This window comes from Iningainema tapete BLCC-T55 (assembly GCF_014698965.1).
GTDB lineage: Bacteria > Cyanobacteriota > Cyanobacteriia > Cyanobacteriales > Nostocaceae > Iningainema > Iningainema tapete.
On record NZ_JACXAE010000092.1, the window covers coordinates 1 to 21,822 of the forward strand.

Consider the following 21,822-nt stretch of genomic DNA (forward strand, 5'->3'; position numbering starts at 1 on the left):
GTGGCGAGGTTGGTTAAAATTACACGACCTCTGCGAGGGTTGGCAGCTTGCTATAGAGACTTAACGGGAAAAGTCAGTAGAGCCTGCTGTACATAGTTCTACATTAATAAATCTTGAAAACTACGAACTGCTTAAGGATATCGCTGATTGGTTGAAACAAGATACCATCCCGCACCCTGCACATGAACGCTCTGATGTTGCACAAAAACTATGCAATATCGTATTACGTGAGAGTGTGAATACGGATTGCTTGTAGAATGTGCTTTAACTGAGCTTGTAGCGATCGCCCATTAAGCTGAGCAAGCGTTTCCAATTTCTGGAGCAAGGTTGGTTCTAAATCTTGGATAATAACTTCAGCCATCGCTCTTACCTCCCTAACAACTTTCTATAATGTCTAGTAACAAAATAAATTTAGGGTCTTCAGATTTTATGGTGATTAATTTTTTTAATAGTTAATAGCATGAAACAAGCAAAAAAAGTCTGAAACACTTATATAGCATAACTTACAGTCGAACTGCTCTAGGGAAAATAGTATGTTAAAAGCTACAATTCTCAATAAAAAGGTTTAATTTAGTTTAGTTAGACAAATTTAGCCAGATAAATGTTTTAAATATGAGAATTTTTGGGATAATATTAACTTATAATAATTGAGTTAAGTCTAAAAATGATGGAAAGCCATTTGACAGAATTACTGGAGTTACCTGATGTAAGTGTGATTGGTTACTCAAAAATTGAGGATAGCATATGTTTGCATCTGGAACTAAAAAATGTTGGAATTAATTGTCCGCATTGTCAGTATTATATAACGGAAATTAATCAAAATAGACCAGTTTTGATTAGAGATTTATCAGTGTTTGGAAAAGTAGTTTATTTGAGAGTACCACGGCGTCAGTTTTATTGTTCTAAATGTCAACATTACTCAACAGAGCGTTGGGAGTGGATAGATTGGCAAAGACGACACACTCAAAGATATGAAGAGAATATTTTTGAGAGAATTAAAGGGTCGAGTATTGAAAAAGTTGCAATAGAAGAAGGATTGAGTTTTGATGAAACCGAAGGAATATTTAATCATGTCAGTCGTCGGCATTTAAAAAAAAATTGGCAACCAGTAAGCCGCATAAGTATAGATGAAATCGCTATGCGTAAAGGTCACAAAAGTTTTAAAACAGTAGTCAGTGATTTGTCGGGACGAAAACTAATTGATGTAATTGATGGTCACACGCATTCTTATAATCGTTAAAAAGCTTATGGAGCAACCAGTTGAGGTGAGAGAGAAAGTTGAGGAGGTAAGTATAGATATGTGGTCCGGATTTGCGAAAATCATCCCACAAATTTTTCCAAATGCTCAAATCGTGACTGACAGATTTCATGTAATGAAGCACTTAATTAAAGAACTGAATACAATTACCAAACAAGTAGGAATTAGAGAATGGAAACAGAAAGCATTAATTCTCAGGAATAAAAAAGATTTAGATAAGTCGGAGTTAGAGTCATTAGAAAAATTATTGAATCAGTCTAAGCGATTGAGAATAGCTTACAATTATAAAGAAGAATTTCGCAATATTTATGAGACAAGTGAGACAGTAGAATCAGGAAAAGAACGGTACCAGAATGGTTAGAAAAAGCATCTGTGGTGTATGGTCAAGTAATACAAACAATCAAAAATCATTTAGATACAATCTGCAATTATTTTCTGAGTCACACAAGTAGTGGAATTATGGAAGGTATTAATAACAAAATTAAACAAATTAAACGAACAGCATACGGATTTACTAATTTTGAAAATTTCCGGGTGCGTATGTTAGTTAATTTTCTTGACTAAAAAGATTGTTGCGCGTCAGTTGAATAAGAAAAAATAGCCGGATATTTTTCATGATACTTCTATGTTTATAAAATTTGTTAGTTATGGTATTCATCAAATAATTTTATCACCATAAAGTCTGAAGACCCTAAATTTAATCTTAACAAATTATTGATATCAAAACACCTAAAGCTGAAGCAGAGTAAGGTTTTTCTCTTCCTTGACACATTATTTGCGAAGGCTACTTGTTTTTTCGGTCTAAATAACCTTTTAGACCAAATCCACTACCTAAGCCACCAGCAAAGGCAATACTTAACTTTAATAACTCTCTATAAATTTCTACATCTTTATTGACTAAAAAAACTGTTAAAAATACAAATACGAGCAAAATTATAATTGTATTAATAAGAGTATATTTGCGAGATGCCTGGGCATCTGCAAAGGTTCTTTCATCATCCTTTTCTACAATCTCAAGTATTTTTGAGATGTGAGATTCATTAATCTTGTCTTGAATTGGCGAGAGTAATGGTGTACTAGAAATACGCTGTATGGAAAAAGCTGCTTCTACAACTCTCTTTAATTCTGGAGGTAAATCTTCTAATTCATCAGGAAGCTGTTTTAATTTTCCTGGCTTGTCTTGTTCCTCCTTTTTCTTCTCCAAGCTTTCATTAGATTCAGACTGGTTACTAGACATCTTATCTGCTCCTCATTAGCCGAGAGATATTTTCCATTTCATAAACTTCTTCATCTACAAAGGAAAAGTTGGATTTTAAAAACTGCGCAAGCTTTAGCTCTAAAGCTTCTTGAACTATTTCTTCTACCTCATTTTCAATGAAAATAGAGCAGGCATAACGAACTAAATTTTCAAATGCCTTATCGCTAATCTCTCCATTGTTACGCAAGTAAGAAAAGTAAGACAAAACTGCCTTTAGTTTTTTTACATTTAAACTAGTAAAATTTGCTTTTTTTAATGCTGTGCTTTCTTTTAATGCCAAGTTGGATATTTTTGCAATCCCTTTTTTTTGTAAAAACATAGCAATAACCATCAACTCCAACGAGAGTTTAGTACATTATCTTCCAAAAATCATTTTTTTATATCAACTCTAAAATTAAAAAATTGCTAAACTCAATTCAATTTCTAAAATACTCTAGTCATAAACCTATAATCACGACAACCAACTTGTCAATCGACACACAAAAATCGGGATGACTGGATTCGAACCAGCGGCCCCTTCGTCCCGAACGAAGTGCGCTACCAAGCTGCGCTACATCCCGGCAGATATAAGGATAGCACAATTGAGTGAAAAATGGTAGGGGAGTGGGGGAGCGATCGCCTAAAACATGATTTGCTAGGATTAAATCTGTATATATATAGATGTAAAAGTAGATTGTGAGTGTTAAACCAGATTGGTTGCGGGTAAAAGCGCCTCAGTGGGAGCGCGTTGGTAACGTTAAAGAAATTTTGCGGGATTTAGCCCTGAATACAGTTTGCGAAGAAGCATCCTGTCCGAATATTGGGGAGTGCTTCAACGCGGGTACTGCTACATTTTTAATTATGGGACCTGCTTGTACACGCGCCTGTCCCTACTGCGATATTGATTTTGAGAAAAAACCCAAACCCCTCGATTCCACAGAACCTGCACGACTGGCGGAAGCGGTACGCCGGATGCGACTCAATCACGTCGTCATCACTTCTGTGAACCGCGATGACTTACCAGATGGTGGTGCATTGCAGTTTATCAACTGTATTCAAGCTATTCGTGCTGTATCTCCAGACACAACTATTGAGGTACTAATTCCCGACTTGTGCGGTAACTGGGATGCTCTCTCATTAATTCTCTCTGCTCAACCAGAAGTTCTCAACCACAACACAGAAACAGTTCCACGTCTGTATCGGCGGGTACGCCCTCAAGGAAATTATCAACGGACGTTGGAATTGTTGAAGCACTCGCGCCAAATCGCTCCGGGAATTTACACGAAATCCGGTATTATGGTGGGACTTGGAGAAACTGACGAGGAAATTCGCCAAGTTATGCAGGATTTACGCGCAGTGGATTGCGATCTTCTGACTATTGGACAATATCTCCAACCTAGTCAAAAACATTTGAAAGTTGATGAATTTATCAAACCAGAGCAATTTGCTGCGTGGAAGGCGTTTGGTGAGGAAATGGGATTTTTACAAGTTGTTTCTTCACCCTTGACAAGAAGCTCATATCATGCTGAACAGGTGAGGGAATTGATGGAACGTTACCCACGTAGTAGATTTTAGCTCACGCAAAGGCAAGGCAGTGCGTTGCGGGGGTTCCCCCCGTTGAAGCACCTGCCGCGCAAAAGCGCAAAAGAAAACATTTCTTGGCGCTCTTGGCGTCTTGGCGGTTAAAAATAACAGTAATGATGAAAGGTGCGAGAAACTACTATAGCGATTTTAGGTGCGGGTGCTTGGGGATCGGCGTTGGCAACCCTGGCAAGTGAAAATGGGTACAGTGTGCGCTTGTGGTCGCGTGGAGGGGCGAAAACTCTCTTGGAGGTGGTAGAAGATGCTGATATTATCCTTTCAGCTATTTCGATGAAAGGTGTGAGAGCGGTTGCGGCTCAAGTACAATCTTTACCTATTTCCAAAGAAACTATTTTTGTGACGGCGACGAAGGGTTTAGAGCCAGAAACTACCAGCACGCCGTTGCAAATTTGGCAAGAAGTTTTTCCCACTCATGCAGTGGTAGTTCTGTGTGGTCCTAATTTATCTAAAGAAATTCAAATGTCACTGCCCGCTGCTACAGTGGTTGCTTCAGAGAGTGCAGCGGCTGCACAGTCGGTGCAATTGGTGTTTTCTTCTCATCGTTTCCGGGTGTATACCAATTCTGATCCCTTGGGTGTGGAACTGGGGGGAACGTTGAAGAATGTAATTGCGATCGCCGCTGGTGTTTGTGATGGCTTGCAACTGGGAACCAATGCCAAAGCTGCTCTAATTACCCGTGGACTTACAGAAATGGTTCGCGTCGGTGTCCACTGGGGTGCCAAGATGGAAACATTTTACGGTTTATCTGGTTTAGGTGATTTGTTAGCAACCTGTAACAGCCCCTTGAGTCGCAATTACCAAGTTGGCTATCAACTAGCATGCGGCAAAACACTCACAGAAATTCTTGCTCATATAGAAGGAACCGCTGAGGGAGTCAACACTACTGTTGTTTTGATGCAGCGAGCCAAGCAGCAAAATATTTCTGTGCCGATTACAGAACAAGTTTATCGCTTAATCCAAAGTGAGGTTACACCCCGTCAAGCCCTTGAAGAATTGATGGTGCGGGACATGAAGCCGGAGCATTTTATCTAAGAAATGTCACCTTTTATCAGCAAAGCAAGAAAAATTAGTAGAAAAACCTTCAGGAAATCACTTAAGTAGCTCTGTAGATATGGATGTGTATGTGAAAAATAGGATTATTTACAGACTATGTTTATAACACGTAACAAAAAATACCGTCAAGATTTATTTAAGTTCAAGTCTTGACTTAGTACGAAAAAAACTAAAGTCTGTATTTTTATTTGAATAGCTATTGGTTCAATGGGAGAAGAGAGGCAGCCGACTTAGTTCTGCTGTACTGTGTCAAATACAACCAGTATAGGTTTTTTTTACAAAAAAACCTAGATGGAACCCGCAACCGTGGAAAAAAAATTTAGATGAAACCTGTAAATTCTGTTAGTTCATCTAAAATCACGGGAACAATAGCATCAGTTGATTATCCGACCGGAACCTATTGTTACCTGGAGCCATTGAGACGATCTTTATGCCAGCAACATCTTTTTACGCAGATGCCGCCTACGCTGCCAAACTGTCCTCCCAGGACTTTGACTCAGATCTCACGGTTGATGAATTGAGTGAGCCGATAGACGATTTGGAAGATCTGGAGATGGCTTCTGTTGACTCTGCTAGCTTTGTGAATCAACCAAACCGTCGTAGCACAGATCTAGTACGTCTATATCTACAAGAAATTGGACGAGTTCGGTTGTTAGGGCGGGATGAAGAGGTTTCTGAAGCGCAAAAAGTCCAGCGCTACCTGCGTATGCGTACTCTCCTATCTCACTCAGCTAAGCTGGGAGATGAGATTATTTCACCCTATCTTCGGATCATTGAAATCCAAGAGCGTTTAGTATCAGAACTGGGACATCGTCCTTCTCTAGAACGTTGGGCGCGTACCGCTGGTGTAGACGTGTTCGAGTTAAAGCAGATTTTAGGGTTAGGAAAACGCCGTTGGGCTGAGGTTGCCAAGTTGACTGTAGAAGAACTTGAGCAAATTCAAAGCGAAGGACTTCAGGCAAAAGAACACATGATCAAAGCGAACCTTCGCTTGGTAGTATCTGTTGCTAAGAAGTATCAAAATCGTGGCTTGGAATTGTTGGATTTAGTCCAAGAAGGCACTCTCGGCTTAGAACGAGCAGTGGAGAAGTTTGATCCCACAAAGGGTTATCGCTTTAGTACCTACGCCTACTGGTGGATTCGTCAAGGAATTACACGGGCGATCGCTACTTCTAGCCGTACAATCCGCCTACCTGTTCACATTACAGAAAAGCTGAACAAAATCAAAAAGGCTCAACGCAAAATAGCACAAGAAAAAGGTCGTACTCCCACCTTAGAAGATCTTGCTGTTGAGCTAGAAATGACACCAGCCCAAGTGCGAGAAGTTCTATTACGAGTGCCCCGCTCTGTTTCTTTGGAAACCAAAGTCGGAAAAGATAAAGATACTGAGTTAGGAGAATTACTAGAAACAGACAGTGTATCACCAGAAGAAACATTAATGCGAGAATCTTTACAAAGAGACTTGCAGCATCTTTTAGCTGATTTAACTAGCCGTGAACGTGATGTAATTCTGATGCGATTTGGGTTGTCAGATGGTCATCCTTACTCTTTAGCAGAAATTGGTCGTGCCTTAGACTTATCACGGGAACGAGTACGCCAAATTGAATCCAAAGCTCTGCAAAAGTTGCGCCAACCCAAGCGGCGTAACCTTATTCGCGACTATTTGGAGTCTTTAAGCTAATGGGGAATGGAGAATGGCTAATGGAAGACTGGCTAATGGTTGAAACACTGAACAATTAGCCATTCCCAACTCCCTTCTTGACTTATGGCAAATTATTTGCATTTGATTAGGCTATAGTCTTGCCGTTTTTTACTAGGGATATGTTTGAGGCAGGGATAGTGAATTACCTTTCTTGTCAAGATTTTATGAATGACTATGAGCATTTAACAAATGTTCTCAATAAATAATTGTTATTGCAAATAGAGCAAAACTTTTGCTATATTCGCAACTAACAGAGTTTGTTGAGAAAAATTTGTATGACTGTCTACACTACAACATCACTTAAAGCAGAATTAAACGAACGTGGCTGGCGCTTAACACCTCAACGCGAAGTAATTCTACACATTTTTCAAGAACTACCACAAGGAGAACACCTCAGCGCAGAGGATCTTTACCATCGCTTAGAAAGCGACGGAGAAGGAATCAGCTTATCAACCATCTACCGGACACTCAAGTTGATGGCACGGATGGGAATTTTGCGAGAACTAGAACTAGGAGAGGGACATAAACATTATGAAATTAACCAGCCTTACCCTCATCACCATCATCACCTAATTTGCGTCAGGTGCAACGCGACTATCGAGTTCAAAAACGACTCAATTTTAAAAATTGGCGCAAAAACAGCACAAAAAGAAGGCTTTCACCTCCTCGACTGTCAACTGACAATTCATGCTGTCTGCCCCAAGTGTCAAAGGGCATTGATGCCTTTGTAACAAAGAGGCAGGTTTATGGTAGATGCGCCCAGAGCTACTTAATCACAGTTTTGCAGTTTTTGGCTAACTGTAATTGGAGGTTGGCAACAGATTGGAAATATTGACAAATAATGAGTGCGGATGCTAAAAGCGTCCGCTCCTCACATCACTCAAACTTACACCATAGAATTGTTGAGCTTGTCTAATCGCTTTCTTGGTTTCTTCGCCCATAACACCATTAAGGGAGCCTTTATAGAAACCACGATCGCGCAGCCGTCTCTGTATTTCTAGGACACTAAAATCACTCTTGTCCGTAGGACTAACTGAACTATGTAATTTAGCTCGGGTAGTAGGACCTGCAATACCACTGATAGCTAAGTAATTATCTGCTTGGAAACGCCGTACAGCATCTGCTGTATAAGGGCCAAAATAGCCATTGGGTTCTCCCTGTAAATAACCAGCCTTGATCAACTGTTCTTGTACAACTCTCACAGCTTCACCGCGATTGCCCAAACGGAGTTTATCACTATTACTAATAGTCTTAGGAGTCTCGTCTCCGTAGCCAACACTCAGTGGTGGCAATTTCTGTAGAGTGACTGGTCCAACAACACCATCAACTTCTAAATTGTATGTTTTTTGGAATCGCTTAACTGCTTCTTCAGTAATCGGACCAAATACTCCTGTTGAGTTATTGTAATAAAACCCTGCTACTCGCAATCTTTCTTGCAGAACTTTCACGTCTTCACCTTCATCTCCTTTTTGTAAGAAGTTTGGGTTCTTACGTTTAAGTGCCGTCTCAGTGGTTCTTTCTTCATTTGAAGAATTGTTAGTACGTTCATTTCTACGTTGACTAACACCATTAGCACGACGCCACGTGTCTAATTTTTGTAAAGTAGCAGATCCTGCAACACCATTAACCTCCAACCCTGCTGCCGTTTGGAAGCGTCGCACAGCATCTTCTGTGCGAGCATCATATATTTGAGTAATAGGAGCTTGATAAAACCCTGTCCGCCTTAGTTGTTGTTGTAAACTTCTTACAGAAGGACCTCGATCTCCTTTTTCTAAAGCTGAGGCGTGACCAACAACACTAAGAACAGATAAAGTAATGGCAAGGGGTAACATATACTTCCAAGCTTTACTTGAAAGTCTTTTCCAGTTGGGGGAAGCTGCTGTATCTAACAAACAGCCAAGAGAAACCAGTTCACTGGATGAGGTGTTTTCATAAACAAAAGCTGAGTGCAAATACGCAAGATATTCCATAGTAGTTGTGTCCTACACCACTTATTTTCCTTCAATCACTGCTTCGGCTTGGTGAACTAAACTGCGCAAGTTTTCCAGTGTTTGTATATTTACATCTTCCCATAAACCGCGCTTGTGTGCTTCTAACAATCTTTCCGAAATGTCCCGCAGAGCATGAGGGTTATTCTCTAAGATAAACGAAGAAACAACCGAATCAAATAAATACGCCTGTGCCACTCCTTGGTACATATGGTCTTCCACACATTTAGCAGTAGCATCGTAAGCGAACAGGTAATCCACCGTTGCCGACATTTCAAACGCACCCTTATAACCATGACGCATGACTCCGGCAATCCATTTAGGATTTATTACACGAGAACGATACACTCGTGCAATTTCTTCCTTGAGTTGACGGACTCTTGGCTTAGCCGGAATAGAATTATCCCCAAAATAGGTTTGGGGATTTCCCCCAAAAGCACGTACTGCCGCTGTTAAGCCACCTTGAAATTGATAATAATCATCAGAATCAAGTAAATCGTGTTCACGGTTGTCTTGATTATGCAAAACAATTTGAAGACTCTGCAACCGCTGCTTAAACGCTAAGAGTGCTGGTTGCCCCCCCAGAGAGGAGGGGGGTACAGGAGAAATTTTCTCCCCCACTCCCTCTCTCACAGGCTCTCCTGATTGTGCACAATAGGCATAGCAACTCCAGTTTATATAAGCGGCAGCCAAATCTTGGTCATCTGTCCAGTTTTGTGATTCCATTAAACCCTGAAGTCCCGCCCCATAAGCACCAGGTTTAGAACCAAAAATCCGGTAGTGCGATCGCACCGTTGCTTGTTCTAAACTTAAACCCAATCGAGTCCACAACTGCGTTTCTTCACGTACTTGCGCACTCAAAGGATTTTGTTCTGGTGGTTCATCCAAAGCTGCCACCTTTGCCACAGCCCGATCAAATAAATCAATCAAATTAGGAAAAGCATCCCTAAAAAAGCCAGAAATGCGTAATGTGACATCCACACGCGGGCGTCCTAAAATAGAAAGTGGCAAAACTTCAAAATCCACCACCCGCCTTGCCACACCATCCCATACAGGTTGTACACCTAGTAAAGCCAAAGCTTCAGCGATATCATCACCCCCAGTCCGCATTGTTGCCGTTCCCCACACAGACAAAGCCAGTGTTTTAGGATACTCACCATGCTCTTGAGTATAATTCTCTATCAATGTCTCAGCCGCATTTCTACCAACACTCCAAGCAGATTCTGTCGGAATAGCGCGAATATCTACAGAGTAAAAATTTTTACCAGTTGGTAAAACCTCTGGGCGTCCCCGCGTAGGTGCGCCAGCAGGAGCACTGGGGATATACCTCCCATCCAACCCACGTAACAAATTAGTAATTTCTTCATCAGTTTGTTGCAAAGCCGGAAGAAGAGTAGAGCCAATCCAATCGAGACACACGTAGAGACGCCCCGGTGGGGCGTCTTTTTTACCCAAATCATGAATAATCTGTTCCACCAAACCAGCAGCAAATTCTTCCAAAACCTCAACCGCATCACCAACAGTACGACAAATGCGCTCTTGTTTATCAGCCAAAATCTGAACATCCGACGCTGATAACTCAGTCCCAAAATCTTCCGTCAGCGGATCAAAATCTAAACCCCAATCAAAAGCCAAAGCGCGGGTAATACCTGTATGATAACGATTAGGATGACGAGCGATCGCCACAATTAAATCTCGTAACTGTCGCCCACTAGGGCATACACCAAAAACGTGCAAACCATCGCGGATTTGAGCCTCCTTCAACTCACAAAGATAACCATCAGCACGTCCGAGGAAATTTTGGATGGAAAACTCGGTTTGTTCGATCTCTAATCCCAAATCACGGTGAAGATTTTCTTCAATCACCAATTGCTGAATGCGCGAGCAAACCACAGACAACCTACTAGGATCTAAACTTAAAGCCTCATAATACTCATCAATCAAATTTTCCAACTTTTGCAAACTACCATAAAGTTCTGCCCTCGTCAAAGGAGGCGTCAAATGATCTAAAATCACAGCTTGAGCGCGACGCTTAGCTTGTGAACCCTCACCGGGATCATTAACAATAAACGGATACAAATGAGGAAGCGCACCCAAAGCCACCTCCGGAAAACAAGTATCAGATAAAGCCACACTCTTACCAGGAAGCCATTCCAAATTACCATGCTTCCCCACATGAATCACAGCATCAGCACCAAAACATTCCCGCACCCAAAAATAAAAAGCCAAATAACCATGAGTAGGTTCCAAATCCGGCGCATGATAATTCAAACTAGGATCAACATCATAACCCCTAGAAGGCTGAACACCCACAAACACATTACCGAACTGAACACCAGAAATAGGAAAAGAGAAGGGAACTAGGGGAGTTTGTGAGAAAGGAAAATAAACATCTTCTCCCTCTGTTTCTTCCTTCGTGCCCTTTGCGTCTTTGCGGTTCAAATCAAAAACCCCCCCCCACCGCTCATCAACATCCCTCCGCACCTCCTCCGGCAACGAAGCAAAATACTCCTGATACTCCGCCAAAGAAACACATTGCCGCACCAGACGCAAATCCCCACCCTCCGGATCGTTTGTCACCCCAGCCTGCAGACATTCGATCAAATCATTCCCATCTTTAGGTAAATCTACCACCCCATACCCCGACTCTTGCAAAGCCTGGAGAATTTCCACACAACTTGCAGGCGTATCCAAACCTACACCATTAGCGAGGCGTCCATCGCGGCTAGGGTAGTTTGCCAAAATCAGAGCTACACGCCGTTCATGAGGTGGCTTATTACGTAAACGTACCCAATTAGCTGCTAATTGGGCAACAAATTCAACACGTGAATTTTCTGGTTCATAAATCACCACATCAGTTTCTAGACTGGAATTACTACTTTGCAATGCTTTAAAAGATATAGCGCGACTAATAATTCGCCCATCCACTTCCGGAAGCGCTACATTCATGGCTATATCGCGAGGCGAAAGTCCTTGCAACCCTAACTCCCACTGTTCAACCGAACCACTACTGTTAATCGCTTGCAACACAGGTACATCCAATTTCTGCCACAGTTCCGTTTGCGGCGTATCGGCATCCAGACGTGCTAGAGAAAAGCTGGTGGTATTGATTAATAACGCTATTTGTGGTGAGTCTTGAGGTTGGATAAGTTCGCATAACTTTGCGGTAACATCAGGTTCACGCAAAGAAGAAACAAACACTGGTAGTGGTTCTAAATTTTGCTTTGCTAAAGCAGCGCACAAAGCATCAATAACTTTTGTGTTTCCTGCCAAATAATGGGCGCGGTAGAAGAGGATGCCTACTTTGGGGATTGGGGATTGGGGATTGGGGATTGGGGATTGGGCTTCCCACTCATACAAACCAACCCGAGGAATTGCCAAGGGTGGTTTGGGATGGAAGGAAGTTAACAAGCAAGTATCGCTGATATACAAAAGAGCGTTAACAATATTTTCTATCCCGCCTTCATTGAAGTAACGCCATATTTGATTGACCTTACTTAAAGGTAGAGTAGAGTGAGACATTAAATCAGGATCGAGAGCATCGTCTCCTGGCATTACAATTAAAGTAGTACCATTACGTTGTACAATTTCCTCTACTACTTCTAAGCCATAAGTCCAGTAAGACCGTCCTCCTAATAAACGTAAAATAATTACAGAGGCACGTTCTAAGACTTGCTCGGCGTAGGAGTCAATACTTATTTGCTGCTGCAATTGCAATAAGTTGGCAACTCTAAATGCGGAAAATGTAGCTGGTAATTTGGCAACAGCAGCTGCCAAAGTTTGTATGTCTGTATCAGCAGCGGTGATAAACACCAAGGGAGCCGGAGTTTGTTCTAAGAAGAATACCCCTTCCGATTGAGGATTCCATCCCCCCGATAACGCAATTATACGATGCATAATCCTCTATTACGATCTTAAACTGTTGGTTAGACAAAATTAAAAAATCTCTAGCTGATCATTTAGCTCCTTTCACCAAATGATGGAACATGCTGATTTCTCCTGATTTGAGCTTTGAGCAAACTTTGTCCGTTGATGTATTTAATCAGCTTGGGGAGTTATTACAACAGATGGCTCAAGCAGTGGGAAATCAAGCCGTGGTACTTACAGAAGCAGTGCTGGTGTCAATTCGCATCCCTCAGGAGTGGGAGAGGCGAAGGTTTACAATGGTTGTTTACGAGCAATTTTGTGCGCTGTTGTTAGGTTCTCCGCAAAATACGCTAGCTCAGATTCAGGATTCACAACTTCACGTAAGTTTTAGTTTTAATTCCGAAGCTTGCGCCTCGTTCCTGAGCCAATTGCGTGACTTGTTTGGGCATGATTCTCAAACTTATCACAACCTCCAAGCATTAAGTCAAATTCCCGGTTCTAATGATGCCACGCTTGTGAGTAAATTTTCGCTTTTGTTATTAAAATATTTTCTCCCAGAATCAACAGGGGCGATGACACAACCTTCAACAATTCTTTATAGTTCTGTTTGTCAGCCAGTAGAAGATGCTCTGGAAAAACAGATTGCTCAAGAGCGGCTGTTGAATCAAGTCACCACTCAAATCCGTACAAGTATGGATTTATCGGTAATTATGGAAACAGCAGTTGCACGGGTACGAGAGTTTTTAGAGTTAGATAGACTAGTTGTTTATAAATTTAATCAATTAAAATCTCATAACAAAAATCCCATTCCTGACATCCCGCTAGAGGAGGATTTACCAGGATATACTGGTTGTATTGTTTATGAAGTCCTTTCTGATCACTCCATCAGTTCGGTATTGAATTATCGAGAAAAAAATTGCTTACAACCAAGAACTGAATGTTGGGAGAAGTATCGCCACGGCTTTACTCTAGTGGTGGATGATGTGGAAAAAACTTATACCCTAGAAAAATGTCTATTAAATTTCTTAAGAAAAATTAAAGTTCGGGCAAAGTTGGCTTCCCCAATTATATTTGAGGACAAACTTTGGGGGTTGCTAATTGCTCACAAGTGTTATGAGCCATATCACTGGAGTGAGAGTGAAAAAAATTTGCTCAGCGGTGTTGCGGAACAACTAGCTATTGCTATTTACCAAGCTGAGTTAATGCAAAATCTCACTCAAGAAAAACAAAGTTTGGAGCAAAGAGTGATTGAGCGGACAATGGCGCTACATGATGCTTTAGTTGCAGCAGAAGCAGCTAGCCGCTTAAAAAGTGAATTTCTTGCTACCATCAGTCATGAATTGCTCACACCCTTGACTTATGTAATTGGGATGTCTTCTACTTTACTACGTTGGTCTTTTGGTGAGTTGAGTCAGCGTCAAAGAGATTATTTGCAAACAATCCATGACAGTGGAGAACGTTTGTTAGCAATGATTAATGACATCCTTGACTTGTCTCAAATAGAGGCAGGTAAAGCAGTATTAAATATTACAGAATTTTCTTTGGTGAATACAGTTGAAACTACACTAAAGCAGCTAGAAGAAAAAGCAACTCTTCAACAAGTCAATATTCAACTTGATTTACAAATCAACCAACAAGGCGATCGCTTTACCGCTGATGCACTACGAGTGGAAAAAATTCTTTGGAATCTGCTCAGTAACGCGATTAAATTTACACCACAAGGTGGTAATATTATTTTACGTCTTTGGAGAGAAGACAAAAATGCAGTGTTTCAAGTAGAAGACACAGGCATTGGCATTCCCGAAGATCAACTATCACTATTATTCGAGAAATTCCACCAACTTGATACCCCATACCGCCGTCGCTACGAAGGCACTGGACTAGGTTTAGCTTTAACCAAACAACTTGTAGAACTTCATCGCGGTAGAATTGAAGTAGAATCTACTCCAAACGTTGGTTCTATTTTTACCGTATGGATACCAGTACAACCAGCGCCAGTGTTGAGTGAGTAGTCAGGAGACAGGAGACAAGAGCGCAAAATTTTGGGAAACTTTATGCTTTCATATCCATCAGAAATGGCATAACAATCTATACAACCTGTGCTGATGGTGTTACACCATGCCGATTTCTGGGTTATGAGTTCCGCAATGGAGAATTGGAAGCTTGGGTAGTAGAACGCGGAGTGATGTGATTAGGACTCAGAATTTGGTACTGTTAACGCTTGCCGTTGAAAAATGATCATCTCAGTACCGACAACAGGGTTACGTGCTACAAGCCTACCTTGAGAGTCAATAATTTCTAAGTGGGTGAAATCTAGTTCTTTAGAACGTTGCAGCATATCAGCTGCTAATTTTTCCTGTTGGGATTGTTTGAGTGTGTACCAATCATCACTAATTTTTATAGTAAGATTACTAGTACGGAAGTTAGCTTGAATTGATTTGATCAAGCCGGAGGCAAAGCGATCGCTCACCTGTGCCACTTGATTTTCAATTGCCGTAATCAAGGTTTGCTCTGGTGTCAAGATGATTGTCGGCGTTGGTGTTGGTTCCGGTTCTGGTGGTGGAGTTTCCTCTACGGGTGGCGGAGTTTCAACCAAGGCTGGAGTTTCCTCTACAGGCGGCGGGGTTTCAACGGCGGTTGGTGGCGTTTCCTCTACAGTTGGAGGTGGGGTTACTTCTGGTGTTGGCGACGGGGTTTCCTCAACTTGTGGTGGGGGAGATGTTTCTACTTGGGGTGAAGTAGCAACTGCTCCTGATGGTGTTTCTAAAGTAGGCGGAATAGTCACCACTTCGTTAGGCTTACTACCAAAAATAGTTGCTCCAGTCCAAACTATGAGAGTAACAGTTGCTACAATAACTCCTGTCAAAGCAGTATTTGACAATCTTGATAAAGCTGGAAACAAAGAGCGGAGCCTTGCTAAAACTGTACTCCACCAATTTACGGTTCCTGGGGCGGGTTCTGTCTCCAATTTCTGGACTGTTGCTTCTAAAACCCCAATCGTCCCTTTGAGAATTTGGATCGTTTTAGCCTTCCAAAATGGCTGAACTGTTTGATAAGGTTTTTGGGGAGGTTGAGTTACTTGCTCAAGCGTCGATTCCGATTGATTCGCTTCTGGTTCGCTTGAGTATGGTGGTTGTGAATTATCGTTATCTTGGGGCATGGAACTTTCACTCTTGGCTGCGAATCAAGGACAAATGACTTATATTCAAAGCTGGTGCTGCTTTCTCTGCCTTAATTTATCACTCCATTACAACTAAATTGACTTCTGACAAGATTAAATTTGGTCAAATATGAAACTTAAACGCCGTCAATTTATATATTTTAGTAGCCTCAGCGCTATTGGCATCGGATTTTTAGGTTGCGTAAGTCGTCAAATCAGTAAAAATACTCAGGTTGCCACTGCAAAAATAGCGATCGCCGCCAACCCAGCGAAACAAGACTTATTACTGCGGTTTGTTTCCGTAGCAGATACAGGCACTGGTGACAGAGGGCAGTATGCTGTAGCTGAGGCTATGACTAGTTATCATAGTCAAAAGCCCTACGATTTAGTAGTTCTCGCTGGAGATAATATTTATACCAATGGCGAAATGGAAAAAATTGGCGCAGTATTTGAACGTCCTTATGCATCTTTACTCCAAAAAGGAGTCAAATTTCAAGCTTGTTTAGGAAATCACGATATTCGCACTGCTAACGGTGATTTGCAACTCAAATATCCTGGCTTTAATATGAGTGGACGTTACTACACATTTCGTCGGGACAAAGTACAATTTTTTGTTTTAGATACTAACCATAATGCTGATTGGCAAAACCAACTTTCTTGGTTAGAGCAAGAATTAAGCCGTTCTAATGCTCCTTGGAAAATTGTGTATGGGCATCATCCAGTATATGCCTCTGGTGTTTATGGTACTAATCCAACTTTCGTCAAAACCTTCACTCCCATATTTCAAAAACATAACGTCCAACTTTATATTAATGGTCACGAACACCATTATGAACGTAGTAGTTCTATTAATGGCACAACTTATTTAATTTGTGGTGGTGGTGCAGGTACTCGTCGTGTCGGACGTTCTTCTTGGACAGCTTATTCGGCTGAGAAATTAAGTTTCGCTACCTATGAAGTTTATGCAGATAGAATAGAAATTAGTGGGATCGGTACTGATAACCAAGTTTTCGATCAGGGTGTTGTTCCTTTAGTGTCAGCGTAATCTCAGAAACCCGGTTTCTTAAAGAAACCGGGTTTCTGGGAACGAGTAAACTGCAATAAATTTAATCATTATGAGAATTAAACGTTTAGTTATAAATTCATTCCGTGGCATTGATGATATGACGTTGGAGTTTGATGAAACTAGTCCAACGGTACTAATTGGGATCAATGGGGTAGGAAAATCAAGCATTCTTGATTGTCTGGCGATTTTGCTCTCGCAATTTACAGGACGAATTCAAATATCTTCTGATTCTATACGTTCTTTAGGTAAGGATGATATTACCTATGGAAGCAGAGAGACAAATAATGAAATACAAGTTTTAATAGACTCGAAGGAATTGACTTGGTCCCTTACTCAGGCTAGGGATGAAGATCCGTTATCAGCTTTTAAAGCTCTGAGTAATAATTTAGAAAAGTTAAACGCGAAGATTAAAAAAGACTCACGCCCTGGTGGAAATAAAATAAACCCTTTGATGGAAGCTTTTGCAGAGCAAATACAATTCACGCTTTCAACTATTGCCGGAGGAGATTTGCCAGAAGATGTTGGAGTAATCGTTGAAGAACTACGATCGCAAGTCGAAGCCTTACCTGTAGCAGTTTACTACCCAGTGAATCGTGCTGTGCTTGATATTCCTTTAGAGATTACCGATAAATCTGAGTTTGTACCAACAGATGCCTACCAACAAGCACTTACAGGCGGAAGAATTGACTTCAAAACCTTCTTTGATTGGTTTAGAAATCGAGAAGATTTAGAAAACGAATTACGGGTGAATAACTTAAACTACCAAGATCCTCAACTTCAAGCAACAAGACAAGCAATCAAATCATTATTACCTGGATTTGAAAACTTACGGGTGAGACGTAGTCCATTGCGAATGACTATAGAAAAACAAAGTCAGGAATTGGTGGTTAATCAGTTATCTGATGGAGAAAAATGTTTGTTGGCAATGGTGGGTGATTTGGCTAGACGTTTGGCGATCGCTAACCCAGTTTCAGCAAATCCACTTCAAGGTACTGGTGTTGTTTTAATTGATGAAATTGAACTGCACTTGCACCCACGATGGCAACGGCAAATTATTCCTGCTTTAACAACAACATTCCCCAATTGTCAGTTTATCTTTACTACCCATTCACCACAAGTACTTAGCCATATTAAACCAGAGGGAATTTATTTATTAACAAGAACAGATGAAGGTATTATAGCTCAGCAACCAGAAAGTTCTTTTGGTAGAGATAGTAATCAGATTTTAGAAGACATTATGGATGTTCCAGAACGTCCAACAGAAATTCAAGAGAACCTTGCTCAGATGTTTCGACTTATTGATGAAGGAAATCTCAGTGGTGCGCGGCAATTGCGCCAAAATTTAGCCAACGAAATAGGAGAAGATGATCCAGAGTTTGTGAGGGCAGATGTACTGATTCGACGTAAGGAAATTCTCAATCGATGAAATATATTAAAAAGAGTCAAGAACCCAGTAGCTTAACAGAATGGAACAAGAGACGTGGAAATAAGCCACCCAATTGGAAATCTTTTTCTCAACCAGTCAAAAATGATGTATACCATTCATTACTAAAAGAGCAAGGTTACATTTGTTGCTACTGTGGTAGACCGATTAGTAGAAAAGAATGTCATATTGAACATTTTAAGCCGAAAAGTGTTTACAAAGAATTGACATTTGAGTACACTAATTTAATAGCTTCATGTCAAGGTGAAGATGAAGACAGACCCCGCGTACCAGTACATTGTGGACATAAAAAACAAGCCTGGTATGATGAGGAGCTAATGATTTCTCCCCTTAATCCAAAATGTGCAGATTTTTTTAAGTACTCCGGGTTTGGAGAAATTTTACCTGCAGACGATCCCGATCAGCAACTAGCAGCTAAAACCACAATTACAAAGCTTGCTCTTGACATAAGTAAGCTGAGAAAACTACGTCGTGTAGCAATAGATGCGGCTTTGCAAGCAAGTCAAAGTTTGACTGATGATGAGATAAAGCAGTTGGCTCAAGGTTTTCAGCAATTAGATGCACAGGGGCGATATACACCTTTTTGTCATGTCATTGCCTATGTACTTGAGCAGTATTTTTAGTAGAATGTGCAAGGTGCGTTACAATAACGCACCAGAAAAACGCTCTTTTGGAGGTTCTTAGGTATAGCACAACCATGCTACGCATTCTCTTAATTGATGATAATCCAGATGATCGCTTGCTAGTAACGCGACAACTTCAGCAAGAGTTTTCTCAGTTAGAAGTCTGTTCAGTAATCGATGCTAATAGTTTTGAAGAAGTACTGGATGCTGGTAACTTTGATGCGGCAATTATAGACTACCAGTTACGCTGGAATGATGGCTTAACACTTCTTAATGCCATTAAAGCTAAGTACCCAGATTGTCCTGTCATTATGTTTACTGACACTGGTAGCGAAGAAGTGGCTGTTGCCGGAATGAAGTCTGGACTCAGTGATTATGTCCTGAAGGGGAAACCACAACGGCTATCGCTAGCTTTACGGCAAAGTTTAGAGCAGCAAAGAATACGCGAAGAATATGCTATGGCTGTTGAACAATTGCAGTTAAGTGAAGAGCGTCTGAGACTGGCACTAGAAGCAGCTTACCTGGGTACTTGGGATTGGAATGTGCTTACAGGTGAAATAGTTTGGTCCGAAAATCATGAACGGTTATTTGGTGTGCTTCCTGGTAGCTTTGGCGGAACTTATGAAGCATTTCTCGCTTGTCTTCATCCAGACGATAAAGAGCGAGTTGCTCATGCTATTACCAGTGCTTTAGAAACAAAAACTGACTTTTATTGTGAATTTCGCGTAGTTTGGTCTAATGGTAGTATCCATTGGATAAGTAGTAGGGGTAAATTTTACTACAATAAGATTCGTCAAGCGACGCGGATGATTGGGGTAGTTCTGGACATTACTGAGCGCAAACGCCGAGAAGAAGAATTAGAGCAGACAAATCGTTTGAAAGACGAATTTCTGGCTGTGGTTTCCCACGAACTGCGCACTCCTCTGAATGCGATTTTAGGTTGGGCAAAGCTTTTACGTAGCCGTAACTTTGATCAAGCAACCCAAAATCGTAGTCTAGAAATTATTGAACGCAACGCAATTCAGCAGAACCTTTTGATTAACGATATTCTCGATACGTCTGTTTTAACACGGGGACAAATGCAACTTGAAGCATCCGTGATTAATTTGGTCACAGTGATGGAAAATGCTCTCAATACTGTACGTTTGTCTGCCGAAGCTAAGTCTATTATTTTAGTCTCTATAATTGATAGTCAAGAGGTTTTGGTTAAGGGTGATGCAAATCGTTTGCAACAAGTTGTCTGGAATTTACTTGCTAATGCGATTAAATATACTCAAAATGGTGGTAAAGTGGAGGTGCGGTCGGTAAAACAAGAGGATGGCAGCTATGCTCAAATCACAGTTAGTGATAATGGAATTGGCATTAGTCCTGACTTTCTTCCCTATGTTTTTGAGCGTTTTCGTCAGGGAGATGGTATAAATTCGCGTTCTCGGAATGGACTTGGTTTGGGATTAGCGATCGCCAATCAACTTGTGGAAATGCACGGTGGTACAATTTCTGCACATAGTGATGGACTGGGATTGGGCGCAACCTTTACAGTCAAGCTACCACTTTTAAAGGATTTGAAACAAGAGCAACAAGCTAGGAGTAATTCTAGCTGTGTTACTCTACTTCATGGTTTAAAAATTTTGGCAGTTGATGATGATGTTGATAACTTAGAACTGATTGCAGAAATTCTCCAAGGTGAAGGAGCAAATGTCACAGCACTATCACAAGCAGATGCAGCTTTACAAATTTTGCCAGAACTTAATCCAGATGTACTTGTAAGTGATATTGGGATGCAACCAATTGACGGTTACGAATTAATGCGTCAAATTCGCTCCCTTGAGGCAGGGCAAAGTAGGAATCTACCAGCTATTGCACTTACAGCTTACGCCAGAGAAGAAGACAAGATTCAAGTTTTGGCTACAGGTTTTCAAATGTATTTGTCCAAACCAGTTGATCCTATAGATTTAGTGACTGCAATCTCTAATTTAGTACACAAGAACTAGCAACTCCCTTACTCCCCCACTTCTTTTTTCCGGGATTCTAGCCATAACGGTATGACAATTATAGCGACTAGGATGAGTAAAGCAGCGATCGCAAACTGTCCTACCCAAGCAACTAACTGTTCTAAGGACACAATTGAGCCGGCAAAGTAAGCTAACGTTACCATAACACCACCCCAAGCGATCGCTCCTACCAAGTTGTACAAGAAAAATTTGCCAAAAGGTACTTCGGCTATTCCTGCTAGGGGTGCGGCAAAAATTCTTAGTAATGCGAAAAAGCGTCCGAAAAATATTGCTTTAGCTGCATTTTCACTAAATTGTGCTTTAATCTGAATTAATCTTTGTTCGGAAATTCTAAATAGACTACTAACTTTTACCAATAAAGACCAACCGCCTAGTCTGCCTATCCAATAACCGCAAATACCACCTATTACTGCACCTACTACAGCATCAGCAAGAACTAACCAGTAATTTAATTCTTTGCTTCCAGCTAGAAACCCGCCTACTAAGGTAACAGTTTCACCAGGAATAGGAATTCCTAAATTTTCTAATAATATACCACAAAAAATTGCCCAGTAACCGTACTCGTGGGCAATTTTTTGAATGTTTTCTATAGAAATTAACTCAGGAGACATTCAAAACCACCATCTTTACATTTCTTCTTGTTCTAGAGTATCAAAGAAATCTTTTCTCTACACCCAAACTCGATGTATCTATTTTTTTTGTGTAGTTACGGAAAGAAAGCGAAATTTCTTCATAAAAGATTTATAAAACTTGCCTTGCTTTGTAAAAATCTTGTAAAATATTTTAGTGCTACTCAACTTTTCTCAGAGT

19 protein-coding genes and 1 tRNA gene are annotated in these 21,822 nt (G+C 40.9%); 12 read left to right on the forward strand and 8 right to left on the reverse strand.

The window, feature by feature from the left end; translation table 11 throughout:
- Positions 1-223: 223 nt before the first annotated feature.
- A complete protein-coding gene (locus tag ICL16_RS30620) occupies positions 224-361 on the reverse strand; it encodes a FitA-like ribbon-helix-helix domain-containing protein (RefSeq protein ID WP_190835370.1) in 138 nt (45 codons plus the stop codon).
- 303 nt (positions 362-664) lie between these two features.
- Here ICL16_RS30620 and ICL16_RS44975 point away from each other — a divergent pair, with 303 nt between their 5' ends.
- The 3 genes from ICL16_RS44975 to ICL16_RS47850 are packed head-to-tail and all read left to right on the forward strand — an operon-like array spanning position 665 to position 1,822.
- Positions 665-1,240 carry a transposase family protein gene (locus tag ICL16_RS44975; RefSeq protein WP_202895799.1) on the forward strand — a complete coding sequence of 192 codons (576 nt, stop codon included), beginning with the start codon at positions 665-667 and terminating at the stop codon, positions 1,238-1,240.
- 7 nt (positions 1,241-1,247) lie between these two features.
- Complete coding sequence (locus tag ICL16_RS46980) at positions 1,248-1,619, forward strand: transposase (RefSeq protein WP_202895800.1); 372 nt, start codon at positions 1,248-1,250, stop codon at positions 1,617-1,619.
- Positions 1,620-1,633: 14 nt separating this feature from the next.
- A complete protein-coding gene (locus ICL16_RS47850; RefSeq protein ID WP_420485316.1) occupies positions 1,634-1,822 on the forward strand; it encodes a transposase in 189 nt (62 codons plus the stop codon).
- A gap of 220 nt (positions 1,823-2,042) precedes the next feature.
- Here the strand turns inward: ICL16_RS47850 and ICL16_RS30630 are convergent, their stop codons facing one another.
- From ICL16_RS30630 to ICL16_RS30640, 3 genes are all read right to left on the reverse strand, one after another.
- Positions 2,043-2,495: a hypothetical protein gene (locus ICL16_RS30630; RefSeq protein WP_190835371.1), complete on the reverse strand. Its 453-nt coding sequence runs from the start codon at positions 2,493-2,495 to the stop codon at positions 2,043-2,045.
- A 1-nt stretch (position 2,496) separates the two neighbouring features.
- Positions 2,497-2,847: a hypothetical protein gene (locus tag ICL16_RS30635; RefSeq protein ID WP_190835372.1), complete on the reverse strand. Its 351-nt coding sequence runs from the start codon at positions 2,845-2,847 to the stop codon at positions 2,497-2,499.
- Between the two features lie 155 nt (positions 2,848-3,002).
- A tRNA-Pro gene (locus ICL16_RS30640) sits at positions 3,003-3,076 on the reverse strand.
- A gap of 115 nt (positions 3,077-3,191) precedes the next feature.
- Between ICL16_RS30640 and lipA the strand changes: the two genes are divergently transcribed.
- The 4 genes from lipA to ICL16_RS30660 all read left to right on the forward strand — a co-directional run bounded on the left by lipA (position 3,192) and on the right by ICL16_RS30660 (position 7,583).
- The gene (gene lipA / locus ICL16_RS30645) at positions 3,192-4,070 is read left to right on the forward strand and encodes a lipoyl synthase (RefSeq protein WP_190835373.1); all 879 of its coding nucleotides are present in this window, start codon (positions 3,192-3,194) and stop codon (positions 4,068-4,070) included.
- Positions 4,071-4,202: 132 nt separating this feature from the next.
- Positions 4,203-5,129 carry an NAD(P)H-dependent glycerol-3-phosphate dehydrogenase gene (locus tag ICL16_RS30650; RefSeq protein WP_190835374.1) on the forward strand — a complete coding sequence of 309 codons (927 nt, stop codon included), beginning with the start codon at positions 4,203-4,205 and terminating at the stop codon, positions 5,127-5,129.
- Positions 5,130-5,580: 451 nt separating this feature from the next.
- Positions 5,581-6,831, forward strand: coding sequence for an RNA polymerase sigma factor SigC (gene sigC / locus ICL16_RS30655; RefSeq protein WP_190835375.1), 1,251 nt, complete (start codon positions 5,581-5,583; stop codon positions 6,829-6,831).
- A gap of 296 nt (positions 6,832-7,127) precedes the next feature.
- Complete coding sequence (locus ICL16_RS30660; protein ID WP_190835376.1) at positions 7,128-7,583, forward strand: Fur family transcriptional regulator; 456 nt, start codon at positions 7,128-7,130, stop codon at positions 7,581-7,583.
- A 123-nt stretch (positions 7,584-7,706) separates the two neighbouring features.
- On the opposite strand, the gene ICL16_RS30665 is transcribed toward ICL16_RS30660, so the two are convergent.
- The gene (locus ICL16_RS30665; protein WP_190835377.1) at positions 7,707-8,822 is read right to left on the reverse strand and encodes a peptidoglycan-binding domain-containing protein; all 1,116 of its coding nucleotides are present in this window, start codon (positions 8,820-8,822) and stop codon (positions 7,707-7,709) included.
- Between the two features lie 21 nt (positions 8,823-8,843).
- Positions 8,844-12,737 carry a cobaltochelatase subunit CobN gene (cobN, locus tag ICL16_RS30670; protein ID WP_190835378.1) on the reverse strand — a complete coding sequence of 1,298 codons (3,894 nt, stop codon included), beginning with the start codon at positions 12,735-12,737 and terminating at the stop codon, positions 8,844-8,846.
- An 89-nt stretch (positions 12,738-12,826) separates the two neighbouring features.
- Here cobN and ICL16_RS30675 point away from each other — a divergent pair, with 89 nt between their 5' ends.
- The gene (locus ICL16_RS30675; RefSeq protein ID WP_190835379.1) at positions 12,827-14,719 is read left to right on the forward strand and encodes a GAF domain-containing sensor histidine kinase; all 1,893 of its coding nucleotides are present in this window, start codon (positions 12,827-12,829) and stop codon (positions 14,717-14,719) included.
- 179 nt (positions 14,720-14,898) lie between these two features.
- On the opposite strand, the gene ICL16_RS30680 is transcribed toward ICL16_RS30675, so the two are convergent.
- The gene (locus ICL16_RS30680; protein WP_190835380.1) at positions 14,899-15,867 is read right to left on the reverse strand and encodes a hypothetical protein; all 969 of its coding nucleotides are present in this window, start codon (positions 15,865-15,867) and stop codon (positions 14,899-14,901) included.
- Between the two features lie 130 nt (positions 15,868-15,997).
- Here ICL16_RS30680 and ICL16_RS30685 point away from each other — a divergent pair, with 130 nt between their 5' ends.
- The 4 genes from ICL16_RS30685 (at position 15,998) to ICL16_RS30700 (ending at position 20,991) form a co-directional block, all read left to right on the forward strand.
- Positions 15,998-16,912, forward strand: coding sequence for a metallophosphoesterase family protein (locus ICL16_RS30685; protein ID WP_190835381.1), 915 nt, complete (start codon positions 15,998-16,000; stop codon positions 16,910-16,912).
- A 70-nt stretch (positions 16,913-16,982) separates the two neighbouring features.
- A complete protein-coding gene (locus ICL16_RS30690; protein ID WP_190835382.1) occupies positions 16,983-18,359 on the forward strand; it encodes an AAA family ATPase in 1,377 nt (458 codons plus the stop codon).
- Positions 18,356-19,000: a retron system putative HNH endonuclease gene (locus ICL16_RS30695; RefSeq protein ID WP_190835383.1), complete on the forward strand. Its 645-nt coding sequence runs from the start codon at positions 18,356-18,358 to the stop codon at positions 18,998-19,000. The genes ICL16_RS30690 and ICL16_RS30695 overlap by 4 nt, the downstream gene beginning before the upstream one ends.
- Positions 19,001-19,074: 74 nt before the next feature.
- On the forward strand, positions 19,075-20,991 hold the full coding sequence (locus ICL16_RS30700; protein WP_190835384.1) for a hybrid sensor histidine kinase/response regulator: 1,917 nt from the start codon (positions 19,075-19,077) through the stop codon (positions 20,989-20,991).
- Between the two features lie 8 nt (positions 20,992-20,999).
- On the opposite strand, the gene ICL16_RS30705 is transcribed toward ICL16_RS30700, so the two are convergent.
- Positions 21,000-21,623 (reverse strand): DedA family protein, encoded by a 624-nt coding sequence (locus ICL16_RS30705; RefSeq protein ID WP_190835385.1) that lies wholly within the window; start codon positions 21,621-21,623, stop codon positions 21,000-21,002.
- Positions 21,624-21,822 lie beyond the last annotated feature (199 nt).